Origin of the sequence: Halomonas sp. AOP12-B1-6 (assembly GCF_052379225.1) — a bacterium.
Lineage (GTDB): Bacteria > Pseudomonadota > Gammaproteobacteria > Pseudomonadales > Halomonadaceae > Vreelandella > Vreelandella casei.
In genome coordinates, this window is record NZ_JBQSYK010000004.1 from 190,359 (window position 1) to 215,815 (window position 25,457).

A 25,457-nucleotide genomic window follows, 5' to 3' on the forward strand; every position below is an offset into this window, starting at 1 on the left:
AAAAGACTGTTCCCAAGGCCATGGCGATTAACTATGTTTAATGCCCAGTATTTTCGTACCTTTATCACGCTTGTAGAAACAGGGAGTTTTACACGCACCGCGCACCGCTTAGAGATGACTCAGCCTGGCGTAAGCCAGCATGTTCGCAAGTTGGAGCGATACTTAAATAAAGAGCTGCTGGAACGTAAGGGGCGTAGCTTTACGCTCACCGAAACGGGCCGCCGAGCCTACGACTATGCCTTGAAGCTGTTTGCCGATCACGAGCAGTTCCGCCATGGTCTGGACGATGACTCTTTAGACAGCGGCGATTGCCGGATAGCATCCCCTGGAAGTGTCGGTCTGATGTTTTACCCGTTTATTTTAGGGCAGCAGCAAATGCATCCTAACTTAACGGTCAATTACAGCTTTGCCTTTAACCATGAAATTGTGAATGACCTTCTTGAAGGGCGTTACGACATAGGGATTGTGACTGAGGCAATGAGTCATTCTGAGCTTGATTGCTCGCTTTGGCACCAGGAGCCCCTGTGCTTAGTCGTACCCGCTGATTTTGCTGGCAGTACCTTGTCAGATTTAATGGGTATTGGCTTTCTGAATTATTACGATGGCATCAACCATGCTAACGCGCTGCTGCGCGCGAATTATCCGGATGAGTTTCGTTCGATGACGCATTTCCGGCATCAGGGTTTTACCAATGAAGTGAGCATGGTGTTAGACGCGGTCGCCAGGGGGCTGGGATTTACGGTGGTATCGCGGCTGGTGCTAGAAACCTCGCCCTGGCAGCGTCAGGTTAAAGAGCTTAATTTGCCAAATGCGGTCAATGAAGTGCTGTATCTATTACGTCGGCGTGACTCCGTTTTGCCAAAGCGCTATGAGAAGCTGTTGAACGGATTTCATGCTCAACGTCTGCAAGAAAAAACGCCCCTGTTGCCGTTGAATATCTCGGCATCAGAGGCGTTGTGATTAATCGACGTTACGACTCGCGGTATTCGTCGATACTTGGGCAAGAGCAAATCAACTGGCGATCGCCAAAGACATTGTCGACGCGGTTAACGGCAGGCCAGTATTTAGCCGCCTGAACAGCAGGTGTCGGAAACGCTGCTAACTGGCGGTCATAAGGCCGCTGCCAGTCGTTATCCATAAGGTCCGCCTGCGTATGCGGTGCATTCACGAGCGGGTTATTATCCAGCGGCCACTCGCCACGCTCGACACGCGCAATCTCTTCCCGAATAGCAATCATCGCATCGCAGAAACGGTCGATTTCATACAGCGACTCAGACTCAGTCGGCTCAATCATCAGCGTGCCAGGCACAGGGAAAGACATAGTCGGTGCGTGGAAGCCATAGTCCATTAAGCGCTTAGCGATATCTTCTTCGCTAATTCCAGAAGCGCCTTTAAGCGGACGAATATCAATGATGCATTCGTGTGCTACTGTGCCATTCTTTCCGCGATAAAGAATAGGAAAGGATGTTTCTAAGCGCTTGGCAATGTAGTTGGCGTTGAGGATGGCAAGCTCGGTTGCTTCACGCAGCCCGCGAGCGCCCATCATCTTAATATAAGCCCAGGAAATGGGCAGAATAGACGCGCTGCCGAAGGCTGCCGCGGAGACGGCGCCGCTATCCGCATTAACGCCGCTGATGGGCGTTACGACGTGGTTAGAGACATAGGGAGCAAGGTGCGCTTTAACGCCAATAGGCCCCATGCCCGGGCCGCCGCCGCCGTGAGGAATACAGAAGGTTTTATGCAGGTTGAGGTGGGAAACATCGCCACCAAAATCACCGGGTCGCGTTAAACCTACTTGGGCATTCATGTTGGCGCCATCGATATAAACCTGGCCACCGTTGTCATGAACAACGTTGCACGCTTCCCGCACGCTTGTTTCAAACACGCCGTGCGTAGAAGGGTAGGTCAACATAATGGCTGATAGCTGGTCGCGGTGTTGCTCGGCTTTAGCGCGCAGGTCCACCATATCAATGTTGCCGTTTTGGTCGCATTCAACCACCACCACCTTCATCTGCACCATGGCCGCTGAGGCAGGGTTGGTGCCGTGGGCAGAGCTAGGAATTAAGCAGACATCGCGATGGCTTTCACCCTGTGCGGCCTGGTAGCGGCGAATGGCTACTAACCCTGCATATTCGCCCTGTGCACCGGAGTTTGGCTGCATCGAAAGATGGTCGTAGCCTGTCACTTCTACCAGGAAAGCCGAGAGTTCGTCGATCATCTGGTGGTAGCCCGCCACTTGGTCGCGAGGCGCAAACGGGTGCAGGTGCGCAAACGATGGCCAGGAGACGGGGATCATTTCGCTGGTGGCGTTAAGCTTCATGGTGCAAGAGCCGAGCGGGATCATCGCGTGTGCTAGCGATAGATCCTTATTCTCAAGGCGCTTTAAGTAGCGCAGCATTTCAGTTTCACTGCGGTAGCGGCTAAACGTCGGGTGGCTCAAAAAGTCACTTTCACGCTGGCAGCTAGAGGGAATGCCCGATAGGCCGCTTGCAATGACCTGCTCGTCTAGCACTGCGATAGAAAGGCCGTGCTCATCACCTAGCAAAACATCAAACAGCGTTGCTATATCGTGGGCCGTGGTTGTTTCATCCAGGCTGATGCCCACATCGCCATTGGCAAAGTAGTGTAGGTTAATGTCATGGGTCATGGCGCGGCCATGAATCTTGCCTGCATCAACGCCCGTTAAGCACAGCGTATCAAACCAGCTGCCATGGGCGAGCGACACACCGGCATGCTTAAGACCTTCGGCAAGTAACGTTGCCAAGCGGTGAACGCGACCGGCAATTTTACGTAGGCCTTCAGCACCGTGATAAGTGGCGTAGAAACCGGCGATATTGGCCAGCAGCGCCTGGGCAGTACAAATATTAGACGTTGCCTTTTCGCGACGAATATGCTGCTCGCGCGTTTGCATGGCCATGCGCAGTGCCGTATTACCACGGCTATCTTTAGACACTCCGATAATGCGTCCAGGAATGGAGCGTTTAAGTTTGTCGGAGGTGGCGAAGAACGCTGCGTGTGGGCCGCCAAAACCCATCGGCACGCCAAAGCGCTGTGAGTTGCCAACGACGATGTCGGCACCCAGCTGGCCGGGCTCTTTCAGCACCACAAGACTCAATAGATCGGTGGCAACGCAGGTCATAATATTGCGTTCAGCGGCCTGACTTATCAGCGGCGCAAGATCACGCACCTGACCACTTGCTGAGGGGTATTGAACCAATGCGCCGAACACATCATGCTGGGCTAAGTCTTCAGCGGCACCAACAATGAGTTCAAAGCCAAAAAACTCGGCGCGTGTTTTGACGACATCAAGCGTTTGTGGGAAAACGTCGTCGGCCACGAAAAAAGCGTTGGACTTGCTTTTTTTATTGCCACGTTTGCAAAGCGCCATGGCTTCGGCAGCGGCGGTTGCTTCGTCTAGTAGTGAAGCATTGGCAAGCTCCATGCCGGTTAAATCCATCACGACCTGCTGGAAATTTAGCAAGCCTTCAAGGCGGCCTTGGGAGATCTCTGGCTGATAGGGCGTGTAAGCCGTATACCAGCCGGGATTTTCTAGCACGTTGCGCTGGATAACCGCGGGCATATGAGTGCCGTAATAGCCTTGGCCAATATAGCTTTTAACCACGCGATTTTGCCGCGCAAGCTGCGCTAAGTAATCGAGTGCTTCTGCTTCGCTGCGCGGATCGTCAAGCGCTAGCTCGCGCCCAAGGCGAATGTCACTTGGCACCGTTTGCTCAATTAAATCGTCCATGTCCTTCATGTTGAGCGCGTTTAGCATGCTAGATACGTCGTCGGCATTGGGGCCGTTATGACGTTTAATAAAAGCATCGTGATCGGCCAGCTCGGCCAGGCGGCGTGTTTCAAAAGACATGAGGTAGATTCCGGACGTTAGAAGAGAACCGTGCAGCGGCAAAAAGCGAAGAGCCCGCCAGAAACGGCAGGCTCTACTATCGTATTAGTCGTCAGCGCCAAGCGTTGCTTGATACGCATCTGCGTCTAGCAGGTCTTCGAGAGCCGCGTCATCAATGCGTACTTTCATGATCCAGCCGCCGTCATAAGGAGAGTCATTGACTGTTTCTGGAGAGTCTTCAAGCGCTTCATTGACATCGATGACCTCACCATTCACGGGTGAGTAAAGATCAGATGCCGCTTTGACAGACTCAATAACACCGAACTCCTGACCTTTCGTAAGCACTGCACCTACTTCAGGTAATTCGACAAAAACCACATCACCTAACGCTTGCTGAGCGTGATCGGTAATACCTATTGTGAGGGTGCCGTCTTGATGATCAAGCACCCACTCGTGACTTGCAGCATAACGAAGATTTGCGGGAAGGTTGCTCATGATAATTTCCTATATGAAGCGGTTTTCTGTATCTAAGCATACTAGCGCTTGTGGCTCGCCTTGGCGACTGTCAGTGGGTAGCCGGCAAACGAATAATGCTGCATGTTAACGTGTTTCCAATCGGAAACAAGTTTCTTGATCACTCCTTTGCGAGCTTGATCAGGACATGGTTTCGTTAGGAGCCCAGCATTGCACGCAGTTATAAAAAAAGCAGCATACGCTATGAGCAAGCGACATCACCCTATGAGCTGACTAAGTATATAGTGTAAAACATGCGTGATAACTCCGTGACAGCGTCATGTTTGATCGCCAAAGTGTTCTTACAGACAGTGCTTAGGAATAGTTCTTAGAAGCAGTTCTTAGAAACAGTTCTTAGAAGCAGTTCTTAGGATCGGCATTCCGTCTGTCATGTATAGCCAATAAATGCAACAAATCTAAGGGTGAGGAGAAGCGCGTGGAAATGTTAACAAACCTGTTAGGGGCCATTAATGGCGTGGTCTGGGGGCCGCTCATGCTGGTTCTGCTGCTGGGCGTGGGTATATACCTGCAGCTTGGCTTGAAACTGATACCGATCAGAAAACTCGGCATGGGCTTCAAACTAATGTGGGCTGGTCGTGAGTCCAAGGCAAGCGCTGATAAAGTCGCATCAAAAGGCGATGATGGAGAGATATCGCCTTTTGATGCGTTGATGACAGCGCTTTCTGCCACGATCGGGACCGGTAATATTGCCGGTGTGGCTACCGCCATTGCGCTAGGTGGCCCCGGCGCGGTTTTTTGGATGTGGATTACTGCATTAGTGGGTATGGCGACCAAGTTTGCTGAAGCAGTCTTGGCCGTTCGCTACCGTGAAACCGATAGCACAGGTTTCCACGTCGGCGGACCGATGTTTTATATCAAAAATGGCCTAGGCAAAAAGTGGCTGTGGTTAGGTGGCGTATTTGCTTTTTTTGGCGCTGTGGCAGCGTTTGGAATTGGTAATACTGTCCAGTCCAACTCCGTGGCAGATGCTATGGACATCACTTTCGGCGTACCTCACTGGCTGACGGGCGTCGTTATTATGGTATTGGCCGGTGCAGTGATTCTGGGTGGTATCAAACGTATTGCTAAAGTCGCCGGTAAACTGGTGCCGATTATGGGGATTGCCTACGTGGTGGCTGGCCTGCTGGTGTTGATTATCAACGCTGGTCAGATTGGCGAAGCATTTGGCTTGATCTTTTACTACGCCTTTAACCCGATGGCGGCGGCCGGTGGCTTTGCTGGCGCTGCTGTCATGGCAGCCATTCGTTTTGGTGTAGCCCGAGGCATCTTCTCTAATGAAGCAGGCCTGGGTAGTGCACCTATTGCGCACGCAGCGGCAAAAACTAAAAACCCGGTACGCCAAGGGTTGATTGCCATGCTGGGTACCTTTATCGATACGATTATAGTGTGCACGATTACCGCATTGGTGATTTTGACCTCTACCGTGTGGATGGAGGGAGAGGCTGGCGCATCGCTGACCGCACTCTCATTTGATGCAGCGCTACCCGGGTATGGTAATCAGATCGTAGCGGTGGCGTTGGCTATTTTTGCCTTCACCACCATTCTTGGCTGGTCATTCTACGGGGAAAAATGTTGCCAATTCCTATTCGGAACCGGTTCTATCATGATCTATCGGGTGCTGTTTGTATTAGCGATCCCGCTAGGGGCTATTGCGCAGTTGACCTTTATCTGGCTAATGGCTGATACCTTTAATGCAATGATGGCGATCCCCAACTTGATTGCTCTAGCACTACTTTCACCAGTAGTCTTTAAACTGACCAAGGACTATTTTGACGGCAAAGACGTGTTGCCGGGTGAAGAGCTAGACCACGATCAATAATGCGCTAAGCGCTTGATGCGCTATTGAGTGCATGGTGTCAGTCATTACAGAGGCGGGAAGACACTTAGTCGGTGGCTTCCCGTTCTCTTTTAAGTGATCCATTTAAGTGAGGAAGTCTCATGACAACGTTAAAGCAAACGCCGCTTCATGCATTACATTGTCGGCTAGGTGCAAAAATGGTGCCTTTTGCTGGTTACGATATGCCGGTGCAATATCCGCTGGGTGTTAAAAAAGAGCATGAACATACGCGCCATCAGTGCGGTCTGTTTGATGTTTCGCACATGGGGCAAATTCTGGTCTCAGGCGACAACGTAGCGCAGGCTCTTGAAACGCTGATACCCGCTGATCTCGTCGGACTGGAAAAGGGCGCTCAGCGCTATGGGATTTTCACCAGCGCTGAAGGCGGAATCATTGATGATTTGATGCTGGTGAATGCCGGTGATCATTTTTATCTTGTCGTTAACGCCGCCTGCAAAGATCAAGATTTGGCGCATTTGCGGTTGAGTTTGTCAGCGACCCATACTATCGAGCCCTTAGAGCGCGGATTACTGGCGCTGCAGGGCCCGCTGGCACGTGATGTGATGCAGCGGCTTTGCCCCGAAGCTTGCGAGCTGGTGTTTATGCAGCACGGCCGCTTTATCATTGCAGGCCAGGAAGTGTGGGTTAGCCGTAGCGGCTACACCGGCGAGGATGGCTTTGAAATATCCGTCGCCGCCGATTTCTGCGAAGAGTTTGCTGAACGACTGCTTGCCGAGCCCGAGGTCGAGGCGATTGGGCTGGGCGCGCGTGACTCGCTGCGGTTAGAGGCGGGGCTGTGCCTCTATGGCCATGATATGGATATGCAAACCACGCCGATAGAGGCTGGGCTCATTTGGGCAATTGGCAAGCCGCGTCGTCATGGCGGTGAGCGTCCGGGTGGCTTCCCAGGTGCCGATGTGATTTTGCATCAAGTCGATACCAAAGATCATACCCGCAAGCGTGTAGGACTTTTGGCTGAAGGCCGGGCGCCGGTGCGCGAAGGTGCCCCATTGGTAGATGCGGCAGGCAATGACGTAGGAATAGTTACATCGGGTGGTTTTGGTCCCAGTATCGGTACGCCGGTTGCTATGGGCTATGTGAACCGCGAGCAGGAAGCCCCGCAAAGCGTTGTGTATGCGGTCGTGCGCGGTAAACAGCTGCCGATGGTGGTGACGCCCATGCCCTTTGTAAAAGCGGGCTATTATCGCGGTTAATAACAGCACGCCGCGCAAGGCGCTAGCATGTTTCTAGCGTCTTGCGCCTCGGATTAAAAGATAAGCTGGGCATAGCGACATTGAAACGTGTTCGCCGTCGCTTGGGAGTACGACGAATAAGCGCAGGCGCGAATACAGCTCAAAGGCGTTGCTTCGTTGTTAACCGCTGAATTAGTATGGCTGCATCTGTGATGCTTAGGAGTATCGACTTGTGTCCACCTCTCAGGGGACGCGTCGTCCCATCAAAACCCGTGACCATCGTTTCGCTCAACGTATTACTGTCTGGCTGAGTAAACGGCAGATCTCTCCCAATCAGATTTCCCTTGCGAGTATCGGCTTTGCAGCGTTCGCTGCTCTGATGTTGGTGTTTTGGCGCCATGCGGAAGGGGGTGCCGATTGGCTGCTGCCGATAATGGCTATTGCCGGTATTCAGGGGCGGCTGCTGTGCAATCTTTTCGATGGCATGGTCGCCATGGAAGGTGGCAAGTCAACGCCTTCTGGTGAGTTGTACAATGACATGCCTGACCGGCTTGCAGATACCTTGCTGCTTGTCGCCGCGGGCTATGCCGCCGCAAGCTGGCAGCCAGCCGGTATTTGGATGGGCTGGCTGGCGGCTATGCTAGCGGTGGCAACGGCCTACGTTCGTGTGTTGGGTGCTTCGATGGGTGCGCCTATGCGCTTTCTCGGGCCTATGGCTAAGCAACACCGTATGGCGCTATTGACCGCCGCCTGCTTAGTTAGCGTATTGGAATCTTTTTGGTGGCCGAAGGGTGTCGCTATGTTTGTGGTGACGCTAGTGTTTGTTGTTGGCTGTACCTGGACGATTGCGCGCCGTACCCGCGCTATTCATTGCTATCTTGTGGATCAATCGCATGTTATCAGCAGCGATCCTGAGCGGGCGACAGAGCAGGGTGCGGATCATGTTTGAGATTGCACCCCATGCACGAACGGTCGTGCTTGCTGTGCTGGGGTTGCTGTGCGTGGCCAGTTTGTCTCGACTGTGGTTGGCGCAGCAGAACCCGACCCGGGATTATCAGGAGCTAAAGCTGCGTATTCGCTCCTGGTGGTGGATGATTGGTCTGCTATTTGTTGTGCTGATGCTCAATCGCCAAGCGGGAATTGTGTTCTTTGCATTTCTTAGCTATTTAGCACTTAAGGAATTCTTTTCGATTGTGCCGACCCGGCTCACCGATCGTCGCGTGTTGTTTTGGGCTTACCTGGCCATTCCGCTGCAGTATTTCTGGATATGGCATGACTGGTACGGCATGTTCAACGTGTTCGTACCTGTTTATGTATTTTTATTCCTGCCTGTACGGATGCTGCTGCTGGGTGACAATAATGGCTTTATCCGCTCAGCCGGTGTTATTCATTGGATGGTGATGCTAGCTGTTTACTGTATTAGCCACCTGGCCGCGCTATTAACACTGCCGGTGATAAATCATGCTGCAGGATATCTTGGCCCCGTTCTTTTTGTGATCTTTCTGACTCAGTTCAATGACGTATGCCAGTACATTTGGGGCAAACAGGTGGGTCGACGCAAGATTATTCCCTTAGTGAGCCCGAATAAGACCTGGGGAGGTTTTATTGGTGGCTGTGTCACGGTGACGCTTTGCTCGGGCATGATTGGTCCTTATCTAACGGGACTTTCCTGGCAACTGAGTTTGGTGGTTGGGGCGATGATTGCGGTGGCAGGCTTTTTTGGCGATGTCGTCATTTCTTCTGTCAAACGCGATCTAGGTATCAAGGACACGGGGCAGTTAATACCTGGTCACGGCGGCATTCTGGATCGACTCGATAGCATTATTTATACCGCGCCTATCTTCTTCCACTTCTATCGCTATTTTGCTTATTAAGGGAACCGCCATGAAACGCTGGCTGAAGATACTGTCTTTCATGCTTGTGGTTAGGCCTCTCATTATCATTGTTATTGGGCTTAATGTTTATCAACGCGAGCGGCTGCCTAAGCAAGGGCCGCATGTCATTATCGCCAATCACAATAGCCATCTTGATACGCTGGTGCTGATGAGCCTGTTTCCGTGGTCGCAGTTACACCGGGTTCGTCCTGTCGCGGCAGCGGATTACTTTCTCTCCAATCGCTGGCTGGCTTGGTTTTCGACGAACGTGCTCGATATTATCCCAGTGCATCGTGATGGCAGCGCTGAGCGCAAGGATTTACTGGCAGATTGCCAAACGGCACTGAAAGCTGGCGATATACTTATCCTATTCCCTGAAGGCAGCCGCGGTAAGCCTGAGTCGATGCAGCCAATGAAAAAAGGCGTTTATCACATGCTCAAGGAAACCCCGGAGATTGGTGTAACCCCGGTGCTACTAAGAGGCTTAGGGCGTGCGCTGCCCAAAGGCGAAGCATTACTTGTGCCACGTAATTGTGATGTGGCGGTGGGAGACAGCATCTATGCAGACCAGACGGCTGAGGGCTTCATGGGAGCAGTGGATGAGGCTTTTGTAGAGCTTAAAGCGCAGTGTCAGGGCAGTGCCTGGCTCGATGAAGGTTTATGAGCCACCGGCCAGGCTGTGTGTTTATACTCCGCTTGACTCGTCTATCTAAGTACCTGCCTAGGGTCGATAGGCTTGCCGCCTTGGCGTAAATCAAACAATAGGTCATAGCGCTGAGTCGAATCGCTTTGGCCTATTTCGCACAGTGCGTCACCGGCGCTGACCTGCTGTCCTACCTTAACCAAGATACGCTCACACAGGGCGTACACGCTTTGCAGATTATCGGCATGGTGCACGATGACCACCTCGCCTAGCTGGCGCATCCCGTTGGCAAAGCGAACCTCTCCTGGTGCCACGGACTGGGCGCGGGCACCGGCTTGAGTAGCCAACAACATGGGCTGTAGCGTGCCTCGGCTATCAGGGCCGAACCGGCGAACCACGCGATAATCTTCAAGCGGCCAGGGCCAGCGTCGTGCTGATGCGGGCAACGGCTGGCTGGGTGCACTGACGGCTGTCGGCGGGCTAGCGTTTGACGATCCGCCGCTTGAACTCGCTGAGCTTCTCGTCGCCGTACTGCTTAGCGGTAGGCTAATGACTTGGCCTACTCGTAAGCTGGTAGCTGATGTGCCCGCGTTGGCACCCTGAATACGTCCACTGGTGGTGCCAAAATGCCGCGCGATGCTTGAAAAAGTATCACCGGGTCGAATTTGATAACGATAAGGCCCGCCGGAAGGCGCACGCTCTTGCTGAGTGGGAATCAATAGCCGCTGGCCGACTTCAAGGCGGCGTGCATCGACGCTTGGATTAAAGCGCTGCAGACGCTCTAGCGGTACGCTAGCTCTTGCGGCCAATTCCCCCAGGGTATCGCCACGGCGTACTTGCACCCAGTCGCCGCTGAGCTGGCTGGCGCTAGGTGCTGCTCCTTGAGACGACGATTGCGGGCCGCTGGCACAGCCGGTTAGCATCCCCGCAAACAGACAGCAGCCCAGTAGGGCTGTCAGTCGTGCGCGGTTCGGTCGTCCAGCAGGCCATCTTTTTCCAGCCAGAGTGCATTGATCCATGTGTGGAAGCGTTCCTTATGCTGCTTTTCGTCGTGGTGGTCTGGTGTGTTAACCCACAAAGGAATGTCTAGTTGCCGTGCGTATAGCGCAATGGGGGCTTCTTTACCGCACAAAAATCCCCAAAAAGTGGGCGACGAGTTGGTGTAGCTTATCGTCACATCTAGGATACCATCCAATTGGTTTCCTAGCAGGCTAAGTACCTGTGCCACGCCGCCTGCCTTAGGGCGCAATAAGTGGCGATAAGCACTCTGCTGCGCTTCGCGTTTGGCGACGCTAAAGCGCGTACCCTCAACAAAGTTAAAAATGGCAATCGGAGTATTGCGGGCCTGTTGGCACATACGCTCGGTCGCTGCACGATCAATGACGGCTAATTTAGGATTTTTGGCTATCTGCTCTCGACTAAATCGACGCATAAAAGGAAATTCTAGCGCCCAGAAAGCCATCCCGACGATAGGAATCCAAATTAATTGGCGCTTTAGAAAAAAGCGAGGCATTGGAATACGCCGGTGCAACGCCATAAGTAGCATGAAAATATCAGTCCAGCTGCGATGATTGGATATCACTAACCAGCTTTGTTGAGGGCTAAGGTGCTCGGGGATGCTGAAGTTTACGTCAGGTTGAAGCCAGTGACGCATCCACCATAAGTTACAGCCAATCCAGTTAAGCGCGACCGCATTTAAGCCACGCAACACGCGCTGCTTGAGCCGTTGCCCCGGCGTTATGATTTTCAGCAAGGTCAGTAGAATAAGAGGTACACCCCAAACCAGCGTGTTGAGCACCAGCAGCAGTGTGCTAACCAGCCCTTTTACAATAGGCATACCACGTTTCCTTAACGTCAGATCAATCGCTTATTAATCCTGAATGCTAAAGGATCAAAGCCACGCTGCCCAGCATTAACAGCAAGGTTAGCTTCTAGGAAACGGTTCTTTAGCCATGAGGCGTCGATGGTGCCTGAACAGTTTCAAGTAATACGTTGCGCAGCGCATGGGCGGCGACTGATAGTTCTTGTTGAGTCAGTATGCCTACTTGGCAAGAAATGCCGGGCGCTGTGAATGGTATCGGGAGCACACCATTTCCATTACTTCTTCGTTGATGACATCGTGCACGGTAATATTGATTTTATAATATTGCTGGCGAAATCTAACCAGCGCAGCGGGTAGTAAATTATAGGCAAAGGCAGGCATTGCCGCGATGCTTAGACGGCCAAGCTGCAGCGTAAAGCGCTGACCCAGCCGCTCTTCGGTATTGTCCCGCTGGGCAAGAAGGTGTTTGGATAGCGGTAGCAGCACTACGCAGTTTGCGCACTAGCGGCAATGTTGATTACTCAACGACAACAATGTGAGGCATAACAATGGCAGGTTTCGATAAGCGCGTATCTTCATATGAAGAGGCAATGGAAGGTATCGAAAACGGTATGACGGTGATCGCTGGCGGCTTTGGCCTATGCGGTATTCCAGAAAACCTCATTGCTGAAATTAAGCGACGTGGCGTTAATGACCTTACCGTGGTTTCCAATAACTGCGGTGTTGATGGCTTTGGCCTGGGGCTGCTCCTTGAAGAACGTCAAATCAGTAAAATTCTGGCTTCTTATGTCGGCGAGAATGCTCTATTTGAGCAACAAATGCTCAACGATGAGATTGAAGTGGTATTAACCCCTCAGGGCACCCTGGCAGAGAAAATGCGTGCAGGCGGGGCGGGTATTCCGGCGTTCTATACCGCGACGGGCTACGGCACGCCCATTGGAGATGGCAAGGAAGTACGTGAATTTAACGGTCGACACTATATTTTAGAAGAAGCGATTATTGGTGACTTCGCCATTGTGAAGGGCTGGAAGGCCGACCGCTATGGCAACGTTATGTATCGTCATACGGCGCAAAATTTTAATCCCATGGCCGCCACCGCAGGAAAAATCACCGTGGTGGAAGTTGAAGAAATCGTTGAGCCAGGTGAGCTTGAGCCTAGCCAGATCCATACGCCGGGCATTTATGTGGATCGGATTATCCAGGGCACGTTTGAAAAACGCATTGAAAAACGCACGGTGCGCAGCTAATCCGTTGGTTCTTTTAAAATATTTATTTTTCAAATGTCCTTTAGCTGCTCACTTATCGATTCAATAAAGAGGAAGTCACCATGGCGTTAACAAGAGAACAAATGGCTCAGCGTGTCGCACGTGAACTGGAAGATGGCTTTTACGTCAACTTGGGCATCGGTATTCCTACGCTAGTAGCCAACTATATTCCAGACGGTATCGACGTCATGCTGCAGTCTGAAAATGGTCTGTTGGGGATGGGCCGTTATCCCACCGAAGACGAGCTTGATTCGGACATGATCAATGCGGGTAAAGAAACGGTAACGGCGCGCCCCGGCGCAGCGATTTTTTCTTCGGCAGAATCTTTTGCCATGATTCGCGGCGGTCACGTGGATCTGACCGTACTCGGCGCTTTTGAGGTTGATCAGGAGGGAAATATTGCGTCTTGGATGATTCCGGGCAAGCTGATCAAAGGCATGGGCGGTGCTATGGATCTGGTTGCTGGCGCGGATAATATTATTTGCACCATGACCCATGCATCTAAGCATGGCGAATCCAAACTGCTGACAAAATGTGAGCTACCCTTGACCGGTGCTGGGTGTATTAGCCGTGTTTTAACCGATCTGGCCTATCTTGAAATTAAAGACGGCGCTTTTATTCTCAAAGAGCGCGCCCCAGGTGTCAGCGTCGAAGAGATTATTGAGAAAACGGCGGGCAAGTTGATCGTTCCAGACCACGTGCCCGAAATGACCTTTGACACCGAATAATAAGCGGGTAGCTTACATTACTTGAATGGCGTAAGGCGGGCTCACTAAGGGCGACGTCTACGCCATTTCGCAGCGGGTGTGATCAGGCAGAAGTACCTCAGCAATGCGGCCATGAGCGCTTTCAGCGTGCGTTTGAACCAGCGACAAGCCGCCTAGGCAAACCCGATGCTCATCGCCCTCGCCAAACACTACTTTTTGCGATGTTGTGGGGTAGAAGCGGTGGTCAAGCAGTGGCGAAATAGCAAAGACACCATTTTGATGCTCGTTTAAACCTGGCATGCCTAGCTCGTGGAGTTTTTGATCCAGAGCTATTAATGGCTCGCCCAGCTGCGTGCAATCAAAGCCTGCATGATGCAAGCGCGGGCCCATAACAGCCAGCCAAGCGGCAAGCGGATGAGCCGATAGCAACTGTTGATAAAGCTCCCACGATGGCATGGGCCAGGGCCTGCCACGGCACAGCAAATTGTGGCCTTTGCAGTCCTGTGGATGCGATTGCTGTACCAGCGCTTCGATCGCTTTGCGTGGAGCCTTTGATAGCGTGCCCATTTGTAGTTCGGCCAGTACCAGCCAACTGCCGCCATCGCTCGGCGCTAAAAGGCTAACCAGGAGGCCTTTGTCAGCCATTGCATAGCGGCCGATTGGTCGATACCCCATACGAGCCAAGCTTCCCGTTAGGGCAGTGGCGGCAAAAGGGCCATGATTAAGGGTCACTAACGTTAGGTAGTCGGCGGTGGTCGAGAGAGGCCAAAGCCTCAGCGCTCCGATGTCGGAATGCGTATGTATATAGTCAAGCCACAGCTGCTGAACAAACTCATTACGCTGCATGGTGAACTCCTTGCCCAAAAGCGGCGCACCCTAGCGTGAGCCGTTGAGTCACTGCTCATTATAGGCAAGTGCGAGAGGCAAGAGTTCAACGGGTATTAACGAACGTTTTAACGCTAAGCTTTTAAGACGGAGAACAAACTAGGTTAATGTCAATAATGTTAATATCAACAATGTTCCTGACAACAATGTTCATGGCAACAATGTTCATGGCAACAATGTTCATGGCAACAATGTTCATGGCAACAATGACCAGCGTTAACCAGCTAGCAGCTGTTTGTCGCGCACAAACTGGTCAAACTCCGTAAAGCCGCCAACATGTACCTGATCGACGAACACCTGAGGTACTGTATGGATAGGCTTACCCGCAGTTTTGGCAATATCTTCTTTTGTCACGCCTTCGGACGGCATGTCGACATAGCGGTAACCTTCAATTTTACCGGCCTTTTCTAAGTGTTCCGCGAGATGCTTTGCACGCACGCAGAAAGGGCATGACATTCGACCAAAAATAACCACAAACATAGATGGCACTCCTTTACGATAGGCTGGACAGGCTGCTAACAGGCAATAATTGCGTGAATAAGTTGCCGTTAGTTACGCGATAAATGAGCGCCTATTGTGACTGAGCCCAACGCTTTTCGCCAATAGACGCTCACTACGCTAGCTATAATTGACGGTTATCGGCCCGTAAGTACTCTGTAGTGATAAATGTCATCGCAATCAACCCTGACGAAAGGAAAATGCCTATGCCTTCTCAAGCGACTACCGCGCCGCGTGTTGCGTTGGTAACCGGTACTAGCAGTGGTATCGGTGCTGCTGTGGTGGAACATTTTTGCAAGCTAGGGCACCAGGTGCTCGCGGTAGATTTTAATCCAGCGGGAAAGGCTGTTGCGGAAAAAGCGGGCGCTGTGTTTTATGAAGCCGACCTGAGCGATCCGGATGCGTGCCGTGGGGCCGTAACTGAGGCGGTCAAGCGTTTTGGTAGTGTCGATATACTGGTCAATAATGCGGGTATTCAACATGTTGCCTCCATCGAGACGTTTCCCGAAGAGAAGTGGCACCAGATCATTGATTTAATGCTGACCGCACCATTTTTACTGACCCAGGCAGCATGGCCGCACATGCGAAAAAAGGGCTGGGGTCGAATTGTTAACGTAGCGTCAATCCATGCGCAGGTGGCATCGCCGGGAAAAGCGGCTTACACCAGTGCTAAGCACGGGATGATTGGTTTGACTAAGACGGCTGCGCTTGAAGGCGGGGAGCAAGGTATTACCGCAAATGCAGTTTGCCCAGCCTATGTGAAAACGCCGCTAGTGGATAATCAGATTGCCGACCAGGCCAAGCTGAATAACATGGATGAGCAGGATGTTGTCGAAAAAATAATGCTAAAACAGGCTGCGATAAAGCGCTTAATCGAGCCTGAAGAGGTTGCCCAGTTAATCGCTTATCTGGCCTCTGATGCGGCGGGCGCCGTCACCGGCTCCAGTTTTAATATTGATCTAGGCTGGACGGCGCACTAATCGCGCATAGCTTTCAGTCCGCTGCCAATCTTGCACGGTCGTCGGTGGTTAATCTAACGACGTACCGGGCGTTTTTGAAGCTTACGCTGAAGAGTGCGACGGTGCATGCCTAATGCCCGAGCGGTGGCAGATATATTGCCGTCGTGCTCTTGCAGCACTTTTTGAATATGTTCCCAAGTAATGCGGTTAATTGATGGAGGGTTGTCCGCCAGTTCAATGTCGGGATCACCGCTTTGGCGCTCAAAAGTAATCAATACATCGTCTGCATCCACCGGTTTACATAGGTAGTTTGCAGCGCCGAGCTTAATGGCTTCCACCGCCGTGGCAATGCTGGAATAACCGGTCAGCACGACGATGCGGCAATGGGGCGAGATAGCCAACAGTTCAGGCAGCAGCTTTAGGCCAGAACTATTTTCAAGCTTCAGGTCAAGAGTCGCCATGGTGGGCAAGTGCTGTGCGGCCATCGTAATCGCCTGCTCCGCATCGTGAGCAACAGTAACGCTATAGCCGCGCCGCGTGAGTGCGCGATTTAAGACATGACAAAACATTTCGTCGTCATCAATGATCAGCAGGCGTTGCTCTTGAGTTGGCATGATGTCCTTAATCCATTGCTGGAGATGCTTTAAGCGTGCGTCGATTAATTAGGCGCCGCGCAGCGAGGTAGCGTTACTTCTGTCAGCGTACCTCCTTCGGGGTGATTGTACAGGCTCACACCGCCGCCAAAACGGTTGATGGTGGCATGCGTTAAAAATAAGCCGATCCCCATCCCTTTGCTTTTAGTAGAAACGAAGGTTTCGCCTAACTGGTCGGCAATCGACATGGCAACGCCGGGGCCATGGTCGCGAATATCAATCACCACATTATCGCCCTGCCAGTCTAGGCGGATCGCAACTTGGTCCGGGTTTGCATCAGCGGCGTTGTTGAGTAAGTTCATGAGCGCTTGGTCAAGAGTGGCATCGACCGCTAACCAGGGGCGCCCACGCTTCTCGGTCACGCTAAACTGGTGGTTCACGTCTGGCCGCAGCACTAGCCAGCGCTGTACCACTCCTGCTAGCCATGTTTCAGCATCAAGCACTTCAGGTTCAGCCATCCGCCGACGATCAGCATTTAGCACTAAATTTTGTAAGCGTGATTTGCATACGTCCACCTGCTGGCGTAGTAGCACGATGTCTTCATGTAGCACTGAGTTGGTAGGGGCGTCACCCTGCATTTCTTTGAGTAGAATGGCCATAGTAGACAGCGGTGTTCCCAGTTCATGCGCAGTGCCCGCGGCTTGAGTGGCCACCGCCAGAACCTGTTCGTTTCGCAGCGCGGCTTCACGCGTGCGCGACAGCGCTTGGTCACGGCTGCGCAGGGCGTGGGCCATTTTATAAATAAAGAAAGTCACGAGTCCTGCAGACAGGCCGAAATTAAGCCACATGCCAAGCACGTGCAGGTTAAGCAGATCGTCGCTATTAATATGCCCCAGTTGATGAATCGGATGATACAAAAACATTAAAAACGTATAGCCGGCCATCGAGCACGCGGCAATGATCCATGCATGGCGCCAAGGTAGGGTGGCTGCCGCAATGGTAATAGGCACTAAGTAATAATTAATAAAGGGGTTGGTAGAGCCACCCGAAAAGTAAAACAGCAGCGTCAAACCGGTGATGTCAGCGAGTAAGTGCAGTAGGTACTCAATATGCGTCACCGCTCGAGGGCGTCCCAGGCGCCACCAGGTGGCAATGTTGAGCGCGCCCATGGCAATGACTACGCCGACAACAGGAGTGACCGGTAAGTCGAAGGCCAGCAGTTCAACGCCGACAATGATGGCGATTAAAAAGCCTGTCCAGGTGATGCCACGTACCATGGTGAGTCTCACCAAGTTACGGTTGGGTGTGGACAGCGGAAGAGGAAGGGCGGTTTGCATGATACGTTTACTTCGTTTTGGCTTTTAAACCGTGAATGACAAACTTGATAAACAGCGTCATCACATAGGTTGCCCAGCCGGCAGAGGCCAGTATATTAAACAGCAGCATTTTAGGTGGCAGCCAGGCACTACTCAGCAAAGCAGCGAGCATAATGTGGAAGAACATCGCGAGTAAGAGCGGTAGTGCTAAAATATGTATCCACATATCGGTGCGCCGTTTGCGAATATGATAGCGGTGCAGTAAGTAGCGCAGTGGCCGGTGAGCCCAGCTAAAAACCACCAGAGCGCCGATCACCAACAGTATGGCAAGCGTGGGTTCAGTGCTGCCGATATGGACAGACAGCGAAATAGACCAGGCGAGACTAAGCCACATTAATCCTTCTAGGCTGGCAATAATGTCTGCATAGCGACGCACGTTCTGCATAAACAATCCGATCCTTGCCGATAAACCTGCTTGTGAAAACAGTCAGTGTAAAAGTGTGGTCATGATACGACACTTGAGCAAGGCTGTGGGGGCTTGAAGAGTGGATTTATCCACACGGCTAATTGCGTATACTGTGCGTACCCTTGTTTTAGCGACTTTACTTCAGCACAGGACTTGCCATGGACACTGTAACTCTGACTCGCCCAGATGATTGGCATCTTCATTTACGTGACGATGGCGCATTAAAAGCCGTTGTAGGACATACCGCCGCTCAGATGGGGCGCGCGATCATTATGCCAAATCTAACGCCGCCGGTGACTACTACTATTCAAGCGCTTGAATACCGCCAGCGTATTTTAGAAGCCTTGCCAGTGGGTAGCACTTTCGAGCCTTTGATGGTGCTGTATCTCACCGATACCACGCCCCCCGAGGAGATCGAGCGTGCTGCACAAAGCGGTATTGTCAAAGCAGTGAAGCTTTATCCGGCTGGCGCAACAACCAATTCCGACTCTGGTGTCACCGATTTGGCGCACTGCGACGCAGCGATTGCGATGATGGTGAAGGTCGGTATGCCTTTGCTAGTGCATGGTGAAGTGACCGATGCGCAAATTGATATTTTTGACCGTGAAGCAGTGTTCATTGAGAAGGTTATGAAGCCGCTGCTGGAACGCCATCCGGCACTGAAAGTGGTGTTTGAGCATATTACTACCCAGCAGGCGGCCGAGTTTGTCGCTCAAGCGCCGGATAATGTGGCCGCCACTATTACGGTGCATCACCTGCTGTTTAATCGTAATAAAATGCTGGTGGGCGGTATTCGTCCGCATTATTACTGCCTGCCCATTTTGAAGCGTGAGCAGCATCGTCAGGCGCTGTTAAAAGCGGCCACGAGCGGTAGTCATAAGTTCTTTCTCGGCACCGATAGCGCACCGCATTCGCAGGATGCTAAAGAGTCAAGCTGTGGCTGTGCTGGTGCTTACACAGCGCCTGCAGCCATTGAGCTTTACGCAACGGCTTTTGACGAGATGAATGCGCTGGACAAGCTGGAAGGCTTTGCAAGCCTTAATGGCCCGCGTTTTTACGGCCTTTCACCCAATGCTGACCGCATCACGCTGGAGCGGCGTGAGTGGCGTTTGCCTGAAAGCTACCCTTATGCGCAGGGCGAGCAAATTGTTCCGCTTTTAGCGGGCGAGACGCTTAGCTGGGCAGTCAAGGCGTAGGCTTAACCTTAACCGTTATACCGTCGGCCACGCTGCCGACGGTAGAAGTGGCTTTAATCAGCGAGCGCTATATTTTTGCCGTTAATCGGCGTTGCCCAGCTGTTGAAGCATTTGATCGACCATGCGTGATGAGTGATCGGCAGCCACTTCTAAGAACTGATCAAATGAAAGATGGTTGTCACCGCTGCCAGGAATATCAGAAAGGGCACGAATCACCACAAACGGGCATTGATAAAGATGGCACGTTTGCCCAATGGCGGCGCCCTCCATCTCGACGGCCAGCATCGTAGGAAACTGAGCCCGAGTAGCTTCGACGCGCGCAGGGTCAGCCATAAAGGCGTCACCGGTAGCAATCAAACCTTCACGTACCTGAACCTCGCCTAGCGAGGCGATAGCGTTACGAGCAATACCGCGAAGCTGCGTATCAGCGAGGTAGGCGGCGGGCATGCCCGGCACCTGGCCTATTTCGTAGCCAAATACCACGGCATCAACGTCGTGATGGCGTACTTCTTCTGAAATGATGACATCGCCAATGGCTAAATCAGCAGCAAATCCGCCTGCTGAACCGGTGTTAATGACGGCATCGGGCTGATGGCGTTCTAGCAAAATTGCCGTACCTACCGCGGCGTTTACTTTGCCAATGCCCGATAGCAGTACGATGACCTCAAGGCCATAGCGTTTGCCCGTATGAAATACAAAGCCTGCGTGTTCATAGCGTTGAGCGTCTTCTAGCTGGCTGACTAAGGCGTCAACCTCTTGCGCCATCGCGCCAATAATACCAATGCGCTTCACTGCACAATGCTCCTGAGTAAAAGGGGAATGCCGTCCTGGACGTCGTGATTACTGCGTTAGGTCGTGTTGCTCTGCCGCCTCTAGCGTGTTTTCAAGCAGCGTCGCTACCGTCATCGGGCCAACGCCGCCAGGCACCGGCGTGATGAAGCTTGCTCGTTCGGCTGCCACTGCGAAATCGATATCACCGATTAGCGTGCCGTTTTCTTGGCGGTTAATGCCTACATCAATGACGACAGCGCCAGGCTTTATCCATTCACCCTTAACCAGGCCCGGTTTGCCGACAGCCACAACTAATATGTCGGCGCGGCTGACGTGCTCGGCAAGGTTTTGCGTAAAGCGATGGCATACGGTCGTGGTGCAGCCCGCTAACATAAGTTCTAACGCCATTGGGCGACCAACGATATTAGATGCGCCCACCACGGTGGCATCTAGGCCGCGTAAGGCTATATCGCTTTGAGCGAGCAGCGTCATAATGCCTTTAGGGGTGCAGGGGCGTAGCGCAGGCATACGCTGCGCTAAACGACCGATGTTATACGGGTGAAAGCCATCAATATCTTTATCGGGTCGAATGCGCTCTAAGATAGGCCCAGCATCAAGATGCTTAGGCAGCGGTAGCTGCACCAATATGCCATCTATGTTCGGATCGCTATTGAGCTGGTCGACAAGCGCTTCTAACTCATGCTGTGACGTGTTGGTTGGCAGGGCGTGCTGAAGCGAGACAATACCGGCTTGCTCGCAGGCGCGATGCTTATTATTGACATAGACTTGAGAGGCGGGATCATCTCCAACCACAACAACGGCTAGTCCCGGTGCCCGTAAACCTGCTTGTCGGCGTGCGGCGACTTTTTCGGCAACCTGTTGGCGGACAGTAGCAGCGATGGATTTGCCATCGATTAGTTGGGCGGTCATGTTCTGGAATCCCTGTGGACGTTGATAAGGGTGACGTTAATAAGGGCTATGCATCGTCATGCTGATGTAACGGCACGCTTTTAAAGGCGGCAATTTTCGCATGCTAGGGCATCCAGGCAAAGCGACTTAACGAATAACCCGTTTAGTTGTTGACTTTAAATTTAAAAATAGTAATATATGCCTCGCTTGGACGGGCAAAGCGGTAGCGTCTAGGGTGATAGAATCGGGATGTAGCGCAGTCTGGTAGCGCGCCTGCTTTGGGAGCAGGATGTCGGGGGTTCGAATCCCTCCATCCCGACCACACCTAACGTGAAAGCTGATAGCTTGTTTTCTAAAGCATTGGTTGTGGTCTAGTGCTCATCAGTATTCTTATTTTTGGATGCTCTTTGTGCGCCCATAGCTCAACCGGATAGAGCAACGGCCTTCTAAGCCGTAGGTTGCGGGTTCGATTCCTGCTGGGCGTGCCACCGTATTCAGTGGTATTAACCTGTCAGAATCCTATCTTCAATCACGCTTGTTTTACGTAAGATTGTCTTTGGTGGGTGTAGCTCAGGGGTAGAGCCCCGGATTGTGATTCCGGTGGTCGTGGGTTCAAATCCCATCATCCACCCCAGTGACAATATTTGCGTTTTTAGGTTGTGGTGGGTGTAGCTCAGTGGTAGAGCCCCGGATTGTGATTCCGGTGGTCGTGGGTTCAAGCCCCATCATCCACCCCATTTCTATATTTTCCTTTCTTACTCTTATTTTATCTTGATGCCCTTAATTGGGTTTTTTGCGTTTCTGTTTTTCGATTTCTCGTCTTTTCCATCAAGAGCAAAAATGCGCCGAGAAAAAATGATGTTGGCTAGCTTGTCTACAGTAGCAATAGCGATTCCCCATGCTTTGGTAGCATTAATTGCTAATTATGCGGGTTAAAAGAGAGTTTTAAGCTCTGTCAAAACCCTTTGTTTAGTGATATTTTTCAATAAGTTATTTTTTAACCTCTGCTGGTAATAGTAATTCCTAATTCGCAAAGGGAGTGGATCACGATGGCGCGTCAAAAGGTTGTTTTGGGGGCAGGCATGGTGGGTGTCTGTATTGCCTGGCATCTGCGTCAGCGCGGGCATGATGTCACCCTGGTGGATCGCCTTGAGCCGGGTCGAGAAACTTCCTTTGGCAATGCCGGTATTATTCAGCGTGAAGCCGTCAGGCCTTATCCTTTCCCGCGTGATATTAAAACGCTGCTAAGCGTCTTGCCCAACCGCAGAGTAGATATTCGCTATCGCCTAGCGGGTATGATAAATGCCGCCTCTCCACTGTTGCGCTACTGGATGAACTCAGCTCCTAAGGCTTACCAAAAAATCGTGCCGGAGTACGCATCGTTGATCCAGTTGGCGCTCAAAACTCATGGGCCTATGATTGAGGCCGCTGGGGCAGAGCACCTAGTGCGCAGGGATGGGTGGCTTGAGCTCTACCGTACTCCTGAAAAGCTGGTGGCTCGATTAAAAGATGCCGAAGAGGCGAGACGCCTTTATGGCGTTCAATTTGAAGAATTGGATCGAGCAGCACTTATAGTCAAAGAGCCTGCGCTGAGCGGTAACATTGTGGGTGCAATTCACTGGCTTGACTCATGGACCGTGGCTGACCCTGGCGCTTTGGTGGCAGCGTACGCACAAGCGTTTAACCGCGACGGTGGGCGTATTGTGCAGGCGGATATTCAGTCGGTGCAGCAAATTGGTGATCGATGGCAGGTAAAAACGCCATCTGAAACGATTGAAGCAGATAATGTCGTCGTCGCGTTAGGCCCTTGGGCGGGTAATTGGCTAAAAGAACTGGGTTATCGCTTCCCCACCTTCGTGAAGCGTGGTTATCACATGCATTACGCCACGCAGACACCGGCTAAGCTCAATTACTGGTTAATGGATGCAGAGGTTGGCTACTTGCTTGCGCCAATGAATGCGGGTGTGCGGCTAACAACGGGGGCACAGCTGGATCGTTTAGAGGCGCTAGCCGATGCTAAGCAGCTCGATGCTGCAGAAAAAGTAGCCCGCAGCGTATTTCCGTTAGGCGAGCGGCGTGATGAAGCTCCTTGGAAAGGCGCGCGGCCTTGTCTTCCCGACATGAAGCCGATTATTGGTCCTGCGCCGCGTCACCCCGGCCTATGGCTCGCTTTTGGCCATGGGCATCAAGGGTTTACCCTAGGTCCAGCCACGGGCCAGCTGCTGGCGGATATGATGGAAGGCAAAGAGACGGCTGTCGATATGGCGCCGTTTCGTGCAGACCGCTTCTAAACACCGGCGTTCAAGCATTGATTAGTGCCATGTAGGGTATTTATCGGTAAGTACTTCAAATAAGTATTTTAAAAACGCTGACTCTGTCAGCGTTTTTTTTGACCATCTATTAGGTGATGCGACCTTGACGCCACCCGCGACAACAGCAGCCTCCAGGCGGTACAATTAGCGCAATAGACATTGCTCAACGCGCGGTGATCGTTAAATAGAAGGCTGCGCTGAGACTACATATTTAAAGAGGCACAATGAAAGACACTCATTTAGCCCGTGAAGCTGAGCTTCGCAGGACATTCGCTATTATCTCGCACCCCGACGCCGGTAAAACCACGATCACCGAAAAAATGCTGCTGTTTGGAAACGCCATCCAGCTAGCCGGCTCGGTTAAGAGTAAGCGTAATGACCGCCACGCCACCTCGGACTGGATGAAAATGGAGCAGGAGCGGGGTATTTCAGTAACGACCTCGGTGATGCAGTTTCCTTACGGGGGGCGCATCGTCAATCTATTGGATACGCCCGGACACGAAGACTTCTCTGAAGATACCTACCGCACGCTAACGGCGGTCGACTCTGCGTTAATGATAATTGATGGTGCTAAAGGCGTTGAAGATCGCACCATCAAGCTGATGGAGGTATGTCGGCTACGTACCACACCGATCTTAACGTTTATCAATAAGATGGACCGCGATACCCGTGACCCTATTGAAGTCATGGATGAAGTAGAAACGGTTCTGAATATCCAGTGTGCGCCAATGACCTGGCCAATTGGTATGGGGCGTCACTTCAAGGGCGTTTATCACCTTTATAACGACGTCATCCATCTCTACACTCAGGGCCAGGGTAGCCGAATTCCTGATGATAAGCGCATTGAAGGCCTGCATAGCCCCGAGGTAGATGCGGCGCTGGGAGAAGAGCAGGCCGAAGAGCTGCGCATGGAAGTTGAGCTGGTTCGTGGCGCTTCTCATGAGTTTGATCTTGAGGCTTATCGCCGTGGCGATTTATCGCCCGTTTATTTCGGCACTGCTATGGGCAACTTTGGCGTGCGCGAAATGCTTGACGGTTTTGTTGAGTACGCACCGCCGCCCCAAGCGCATCAAACCGACACGCGTGACGTCATTGCGGATGATGATCGATTTACCGGCTTTGTGTTTAAGATCCAGGCCAACATGGATCCCAATCACCGGGACCGTATTGCCTTCTTGCGGGTATGTTCTGGCAAGTACGAAAAGAACATGAAGATGCGCCACGTGCGTACTGGTAAAGACGTTAAGATTGCCGATGCGCTGACGTTCATGGCTTCTGATCGCTCACACGTGGAAGAAGCTTGGCCCGGCGATATTATCGGTCTGCACAACCACGGGACTATTCAGATAGGCGATACGTTTACCGTTGGCGAAGATATGCGCTTTACCGGCATTCCTCACTTTGCTCCTGAACTCTTTAAGCGCGTGCGGTTAAAAGACCCCCTGAAGATGAAAGCACTTCAAAAAGGCTTGCAGCAGCTTTCTGAAGAAGGCGCAACGCAGGTCTTTATGCCGATGGATAATAACGATCTGATTCTCGGCGCCGTAGGTACTCTGCAGTTTGATGTTGTTGCCCATCGTCTGAAGGAAGAATACAAGGTCGACTGTCTGTACGAAGGGGTTAATGTACAGACGGCGCGCTGGATCTACTGTGAAGACGCCAAGAAGCTAGAAGAATTCAAGCGTAAGGCCAGCACCAACTTGGCGATCGATGGGGGGGGCTATCTGACCTACATTGCACCGACCCGGGTAAACCTTCAAATGACCCAAGAGCGTTGGCCAGACATCCGCTTTCAGCCTACGCGCGAACACTAGTTTTTTATATGTCTAG

23 protein-coding genes, 4 tRNA genes and 1 pseudogene are annotated in these 25,457 nt (G+C 52.1%); 16 read left to right on the forward strand and 12 right to left on the reverse strand.

Features of this window, described 5'->3' with window-relative positions; translation table 11 throughout:
• Nucleotides 1–33: 33 nt before the first annotated feature.
• A complete protein-coding gene (locus ACT3TR_RS13480) occupies nt 34–960 on the forward strand; it encodes a LysR family transcriptional regulator (protein WP_441683736.1) in 927 nt (308 codons plus the stop codon).
• 10 nt (nt 961–970) lie between these two features.
• Here ACT3TR_RS13480 and gcvP read toward each other — a convergent pair whose 3' ends face one another.
• Both gcvP and gcvH read right to left on the reverse strand, forming a co-directional pair.
• The gene (gene gcvP / locus ACT3TR_RS13485) at nt 971–3,868 is read right to left on the reverse strand and encodes an aminomethyl-transferring glycine dehydrogenase (protein ID WP_444625473.1); all 2,898 of its coding nucleotides are present in this window, start codon (nt 3,866–3,868) and stop codon (nt 971–973) included.
• 84 nt (nt 3,869–3,952) lie between these two features.
• Nucleotides 3,953–4,342 carry a glycine cleavage system protein GcvH gene (gcvH, locus tag ACT3TR_RS13490; RefSeq protein ID WP_096280173.1) on the reverse strand — a complete coding sequence of 130 codons (390 nt, stop codon included), beginning with the start codon at nt 4,340–4,342 and terminating at the stop codon, nt 3,953–3,955.
• Between the two features lie 454 nt (nt 4,343–4,796).
• On the opposite strand from gcvH, the gene ACT3TR_RS13495 reads away from it, so the two are divergent.
• The 5 genes from ACT3TR_RS13495 to ACT3TR_RS13515 all read left to right on the forward strand — a co-directional run bounded on the left by ACT3TR_RS13495 (nt 4,797) and on the right by ACT3TR_RS13515 (nt 9,949).
• Nucleotides 4,797–6,200, forward strand: a complete 1,404-nt coding sequence (locus ACT3TR_RS13495) for an alanine/glycine:cation symporter family protein (protein ID WP_441683730.1) — start codon at nt 4,797–4,799, stop codon at nt 6,198–6,200.
• Nucleotides 6,201–6,319: 119 nt separating this feature from the next.
• Nucleotides 6,320–7,432 carry a glycine cleavage system aminomethyltransferase GcvT gene (gcvT, locus tag ACT3TR_RS13500; protein WP_096280169.1) on the forward strand — a complete coding sequence of 371 codons (1,113 nt, stop codon included), beginning with the start codon at nt 6,320–6,322 and terminating at the stop codon, nt 7,430–7,432.
• Between the two features lie 211 nt (nt 7,433–7,643).
• Nucleotides 7,644–8,360 (forward strand): CDP-alcohol phosphatidyltransferase family protein, encoded by a 717-nt coding sequence (locus ACT3TR_RS13505; protein ID WP_444625472.1) that lies wholly within the window; start codon nt 7,644–7,646, stop codon nt 8,358–8,360.
• A complete protein-coding gene (locus ACT3TR_RS13510) occupies nt 8,353–9,285 on the forward strand; it encodes a phosphatidate cytidylyltransferase (protein ID WP_096280165.1) in 933 nt (310 codons plus the stop codon). The genes ACT3TR_RS13505 and ACT3TR_RS13510 overlap by 8 nt, the downstream gene beginning before the upstream one ends.
• 10 nt (nt 9,286–9,295) lie before the next feature.
• Nucleotides 9,296–9,949, forward strand: a complete 654-nt coding sequence (locus ACT3TR_RS13515) for a lysophospholipid acyltransferase family protein (RefSeq protein ID WP_096280163.1) — start codon at nt 9,296–9,298, stop codon at nt 9,947–9,949.
• 41 nt (nt 9,950–9,990) lie between these two features.
• Here ACT3TR_RS13515 and ACT3TR_RS13520 read toward each other — a convergent pair whose 3' ends face one another.
• The 3 genes and pseudogenes from ACT3TR_RS13520 to ACT3TR_RS13530 all read right to left on the reverse strand — a co-directional run.
• Nucleotides 9,991–10,851: a M23 family metallopeptidase gene (locus ACT3TR_RS13520; protein WP_096280161.1), complete on the reverse strand. Its 861-nt coding sequence runs from the start codon at nt 10,849–10,851 to the stop codon at nt 9,991–9,993.
• 32 nt (nt 10,852–10,883) lie between these two features.
• Nucleotides 10,884–11,765, reverse strand: a complete 882-nt coding sequence (locus tag ACT3TR_RS13525; RefSeq protein ID WP_444625471.1) for an acetyltransferase — start codon at nt 11,763–11,765, stop codon at nt 10,884–10,886.
• A 240-nt stretch (nt 11,766–12,005) separates the two neighbouring features.
• Nucleotides 12,006–12,233: pseudogene (locus ACT3TR_RS13530) on the reverse strand (LysR substrate-binding domain-containing protein); the annotation flags it as partial.
• A gap of 65 nt (nt 12,234–12,298) precedes the next feature.
• Between ACT3TR_RS13530 and ACT3TR_RS13535 the strand changes: the two are divergent.
• Nucleotides 12,299–12,997: a CoA transferase subunit A gene (locus ACT3TR_RS13535; protein ID WP_444625470.1), complete on the forward strand. Its 699-nt coding sequence runs from the start codon at nt 12,299–12,301 to the stop codon at nt 12,995–12,997.
• An 80-nt stretch (nt 12,998–13,077) separates the two neighbouring features.
• Nucleotides 13,078–13,743, forward strand: a complete 666-nt coding sequence (locus ACT3TR_RS13540) for a CoA transferase subunit B (protein ID WP_444625469.1) — start codon at nt 13,078–13,080, stop codon at nt 13,741–13,743.
• Nucleotides 13,744–13,800: 57 nt separating this feature from the next.
• On the opposite strand, the gene ACT3TR_RS13545 is transcribed toward ACT3TR_RS13540, so the two are convergent.
• Both ACT3TR_RS13545 and ACT3TR_RS13550 read right to left on the reverse strand, forming a co-directional pair.
• Complete coding sequence (locus ACT3TR_RS13545; RefSeq protein WP_444625468.1) at nt 13,801–14,568, reverse strand: DUF1338 domain-containing protein; 768 nt, start codon at nt 14,566–14,568, stop codon at nt 13,801–13,803.
• Nucleotides 14,569–14,823: 255 nt separating this feature from the next.
• A complete protein-coding gene (locus ACT3TR_RS13550) occupies nt 14,824–15,087 on the reverse strand; it encodes a GrxA family glutaredoxin (RefSeq protein ID WP_096280151.1) in 264 nt (87 codons plus the stop codon).
• Between the two features lie 224 nt (nt 15,088–15,311).
• On the opposite strand from ACT3TR_RS13550, the gene ACT3TR_RS13555 reads away from it, so the two are divergent.
• Nucleotides 15,312–16,085 carry a 3-hydroxybutyrate dehydrogenase gene (locus tag ACT3TR_RS13555; RefSeq protein WP_441683714.1) on the forward strand — a complete coding sequence of 258 codons (774 nt, stop codon included), beginning with the start codon at nt 15,312–15,314 and terminating at the stop codon, nt 16,083–16,085.
• Nucleotides 16,086–16,138: 53 nt separating this feature from the next.
• On the opposite strand, the gene ACT3TR_RS13560 is transcribed toward ACT3TR_RS13555, so the two are convergent.
• The 3 genes from ACT3TR_RS13560 to ACT3TR_RS13570 are packed head-to-tail and all read right to left on the reverse strand — an operon-like array spanning nt 16,139 to nt 18,418.
• The gene (locus tag ACT3TR_RS13560) at nt 16,139–16,678 is read right to left on the reverse strand and encodes a response regulator transcription factor (RefSeq protein WP_444625467.1); all 540 of its coding nucleotides are present in this window, start codon (nt 16,676–16,678) and stop codon (nt 16,139–16,141) included.
• A 44-nt stretch (nt 16,679–16,722) separates the two neighbouring features.
• Nucleotides 16,723–17,994 (reverse strand): ATP-binding protein, encoded by a 1,272-nt coding sequence (locus tag ACT3TR_RS13565; protein ID WP_444625466.1) that lies wholly within the window; start codon nt 17,992–17,994, stop codon nt 16,723–16,725.
• A gap of 7 nt (nt 17,995–18,001) precedes the next feature.
• Complete coding sequence (locus ACT3TR_RS13570) at nt 18,002–18,418, reverse strand: hypothetical protein (RefSeq protein WP_096280142.1); 417 nt, start codon at nt 18,416–18,418, stop codon at nt 18,002–18,004.
• Nucleotides 18,419–18,597: 179 nt separating this feature from the next.
• Here ACT3TR_RS13570 and pyrC point away from each other — a divergent pair, with 179 nt between their 5' ends.
• The gene (gene pyrC / locus ACT3TR_RS13575) at nt 18,598–19,635 is read left to right on the forward strand and encodes a dihydroorotase (protein WP_444625465.1); all 1,038 of its coding nucleotides are present in this window, start codon (nt 18,598–18,600) and stop codon (nt 19,633–19,635) included.
• Between the two features lie 81 nt (nt 19,636–19,716).
• Here pyrC and mtnN read toward each other — a convergent pair whose 3' ends face one another.
• On the reverse strand, nt 19,717–20,427 hold the full coding sequence (gene mtnN / locus ACT3TR_RS13580; protein ID WP_096280138.1) for a 5'-methylthioadenosine/S-adenosylhomocysteine nucleosidase: 711 nt from the start codon (nt 20,425–20,427) through the stop codon (nt 19,717–19,719).
• A gap of 48 nt (nt 20,428–20,475) precedes the next feature.
• Complete coding sequence (gene folD / locus ACT3TR_RS13585; protein ID WP_096280136.1) at nt 20,476–21,336, reverse strand: bifunctional methylenetetrahydrofolate dehydrogenase/methenyltetrahydrofolate cyclohydrolase FolD; 861 nt, start codon at nt 21,334–21,336, stop codon at nt 20,476–20,478.
• 224 nt (nt 21,337–21,560) lie between these two features.
• Here folD and ACT3TR_RS13590 point away from each other — a divergent pair.
• The 6 genes from ACT3TR_RS13590 to ACT3TR_RS13615 all read left to right on the forward strand — a co-directional run bounded on the left by ACT3TR_RS13590 (nt 21,561) and on the right by ACT3TR_RS13615 (nt 25,441).
• Nucleotides 21,561–21,637 (forward strand) — tRNA-Pro (locus ACT3TR_RS13590).
• Nucleotides 21,638–21,726: 89 nt separating this feature from the next.
• A tRNA-Arg gene (locus tag ACT3TR_RS13595) sits at nt 21,727–21,803 on the forward strand.
• Nucleotides 21,804–21,874: 71 nt separating this feature from the next.
• Nucleotides 21,875–21,949, forward strand: a tRNA-His gene (locus ACT3TR_RS13600).
• Nucleotides 21,950–21,977: 28 nt separating this feature from the next.
• A tRNA-His gene (locus tag ACT3TR_RS13605) sits at nt 21,978–22,052 on the forward strand.
• Between the two features lie 312 nt (nt 22,053–22,364).
• Nucleotides 22,365–23,606, forward strand: a complete 1,242-nt coding sequence (locus tag ACT3TR_RS13610; protein ID WP_444625464.1) for an NAD(P)/FAD-dependent oxidoreductase — start codon at nt 22,365–22,367, stop codon at nt 23,604–23,606.
• Between the two features lie 245 nt (nt 23,607–23,851).
• Nucleotides 23,852–25,441 carry a peptide chain release factor 3 gene (locus tag ACT3TR_RS13615; RefSeq protein WP_441683707.1) on the forward strand — a complete coding sequence of 530 codons (1,590 nt, stop codon included), beginning with the start codon at nt 23,852–23,854 and terminating at the stop codon, nt 25,439–25,441.
• Nucleotides 25,442–25,457: the final 16 nt, after the last annotated feature.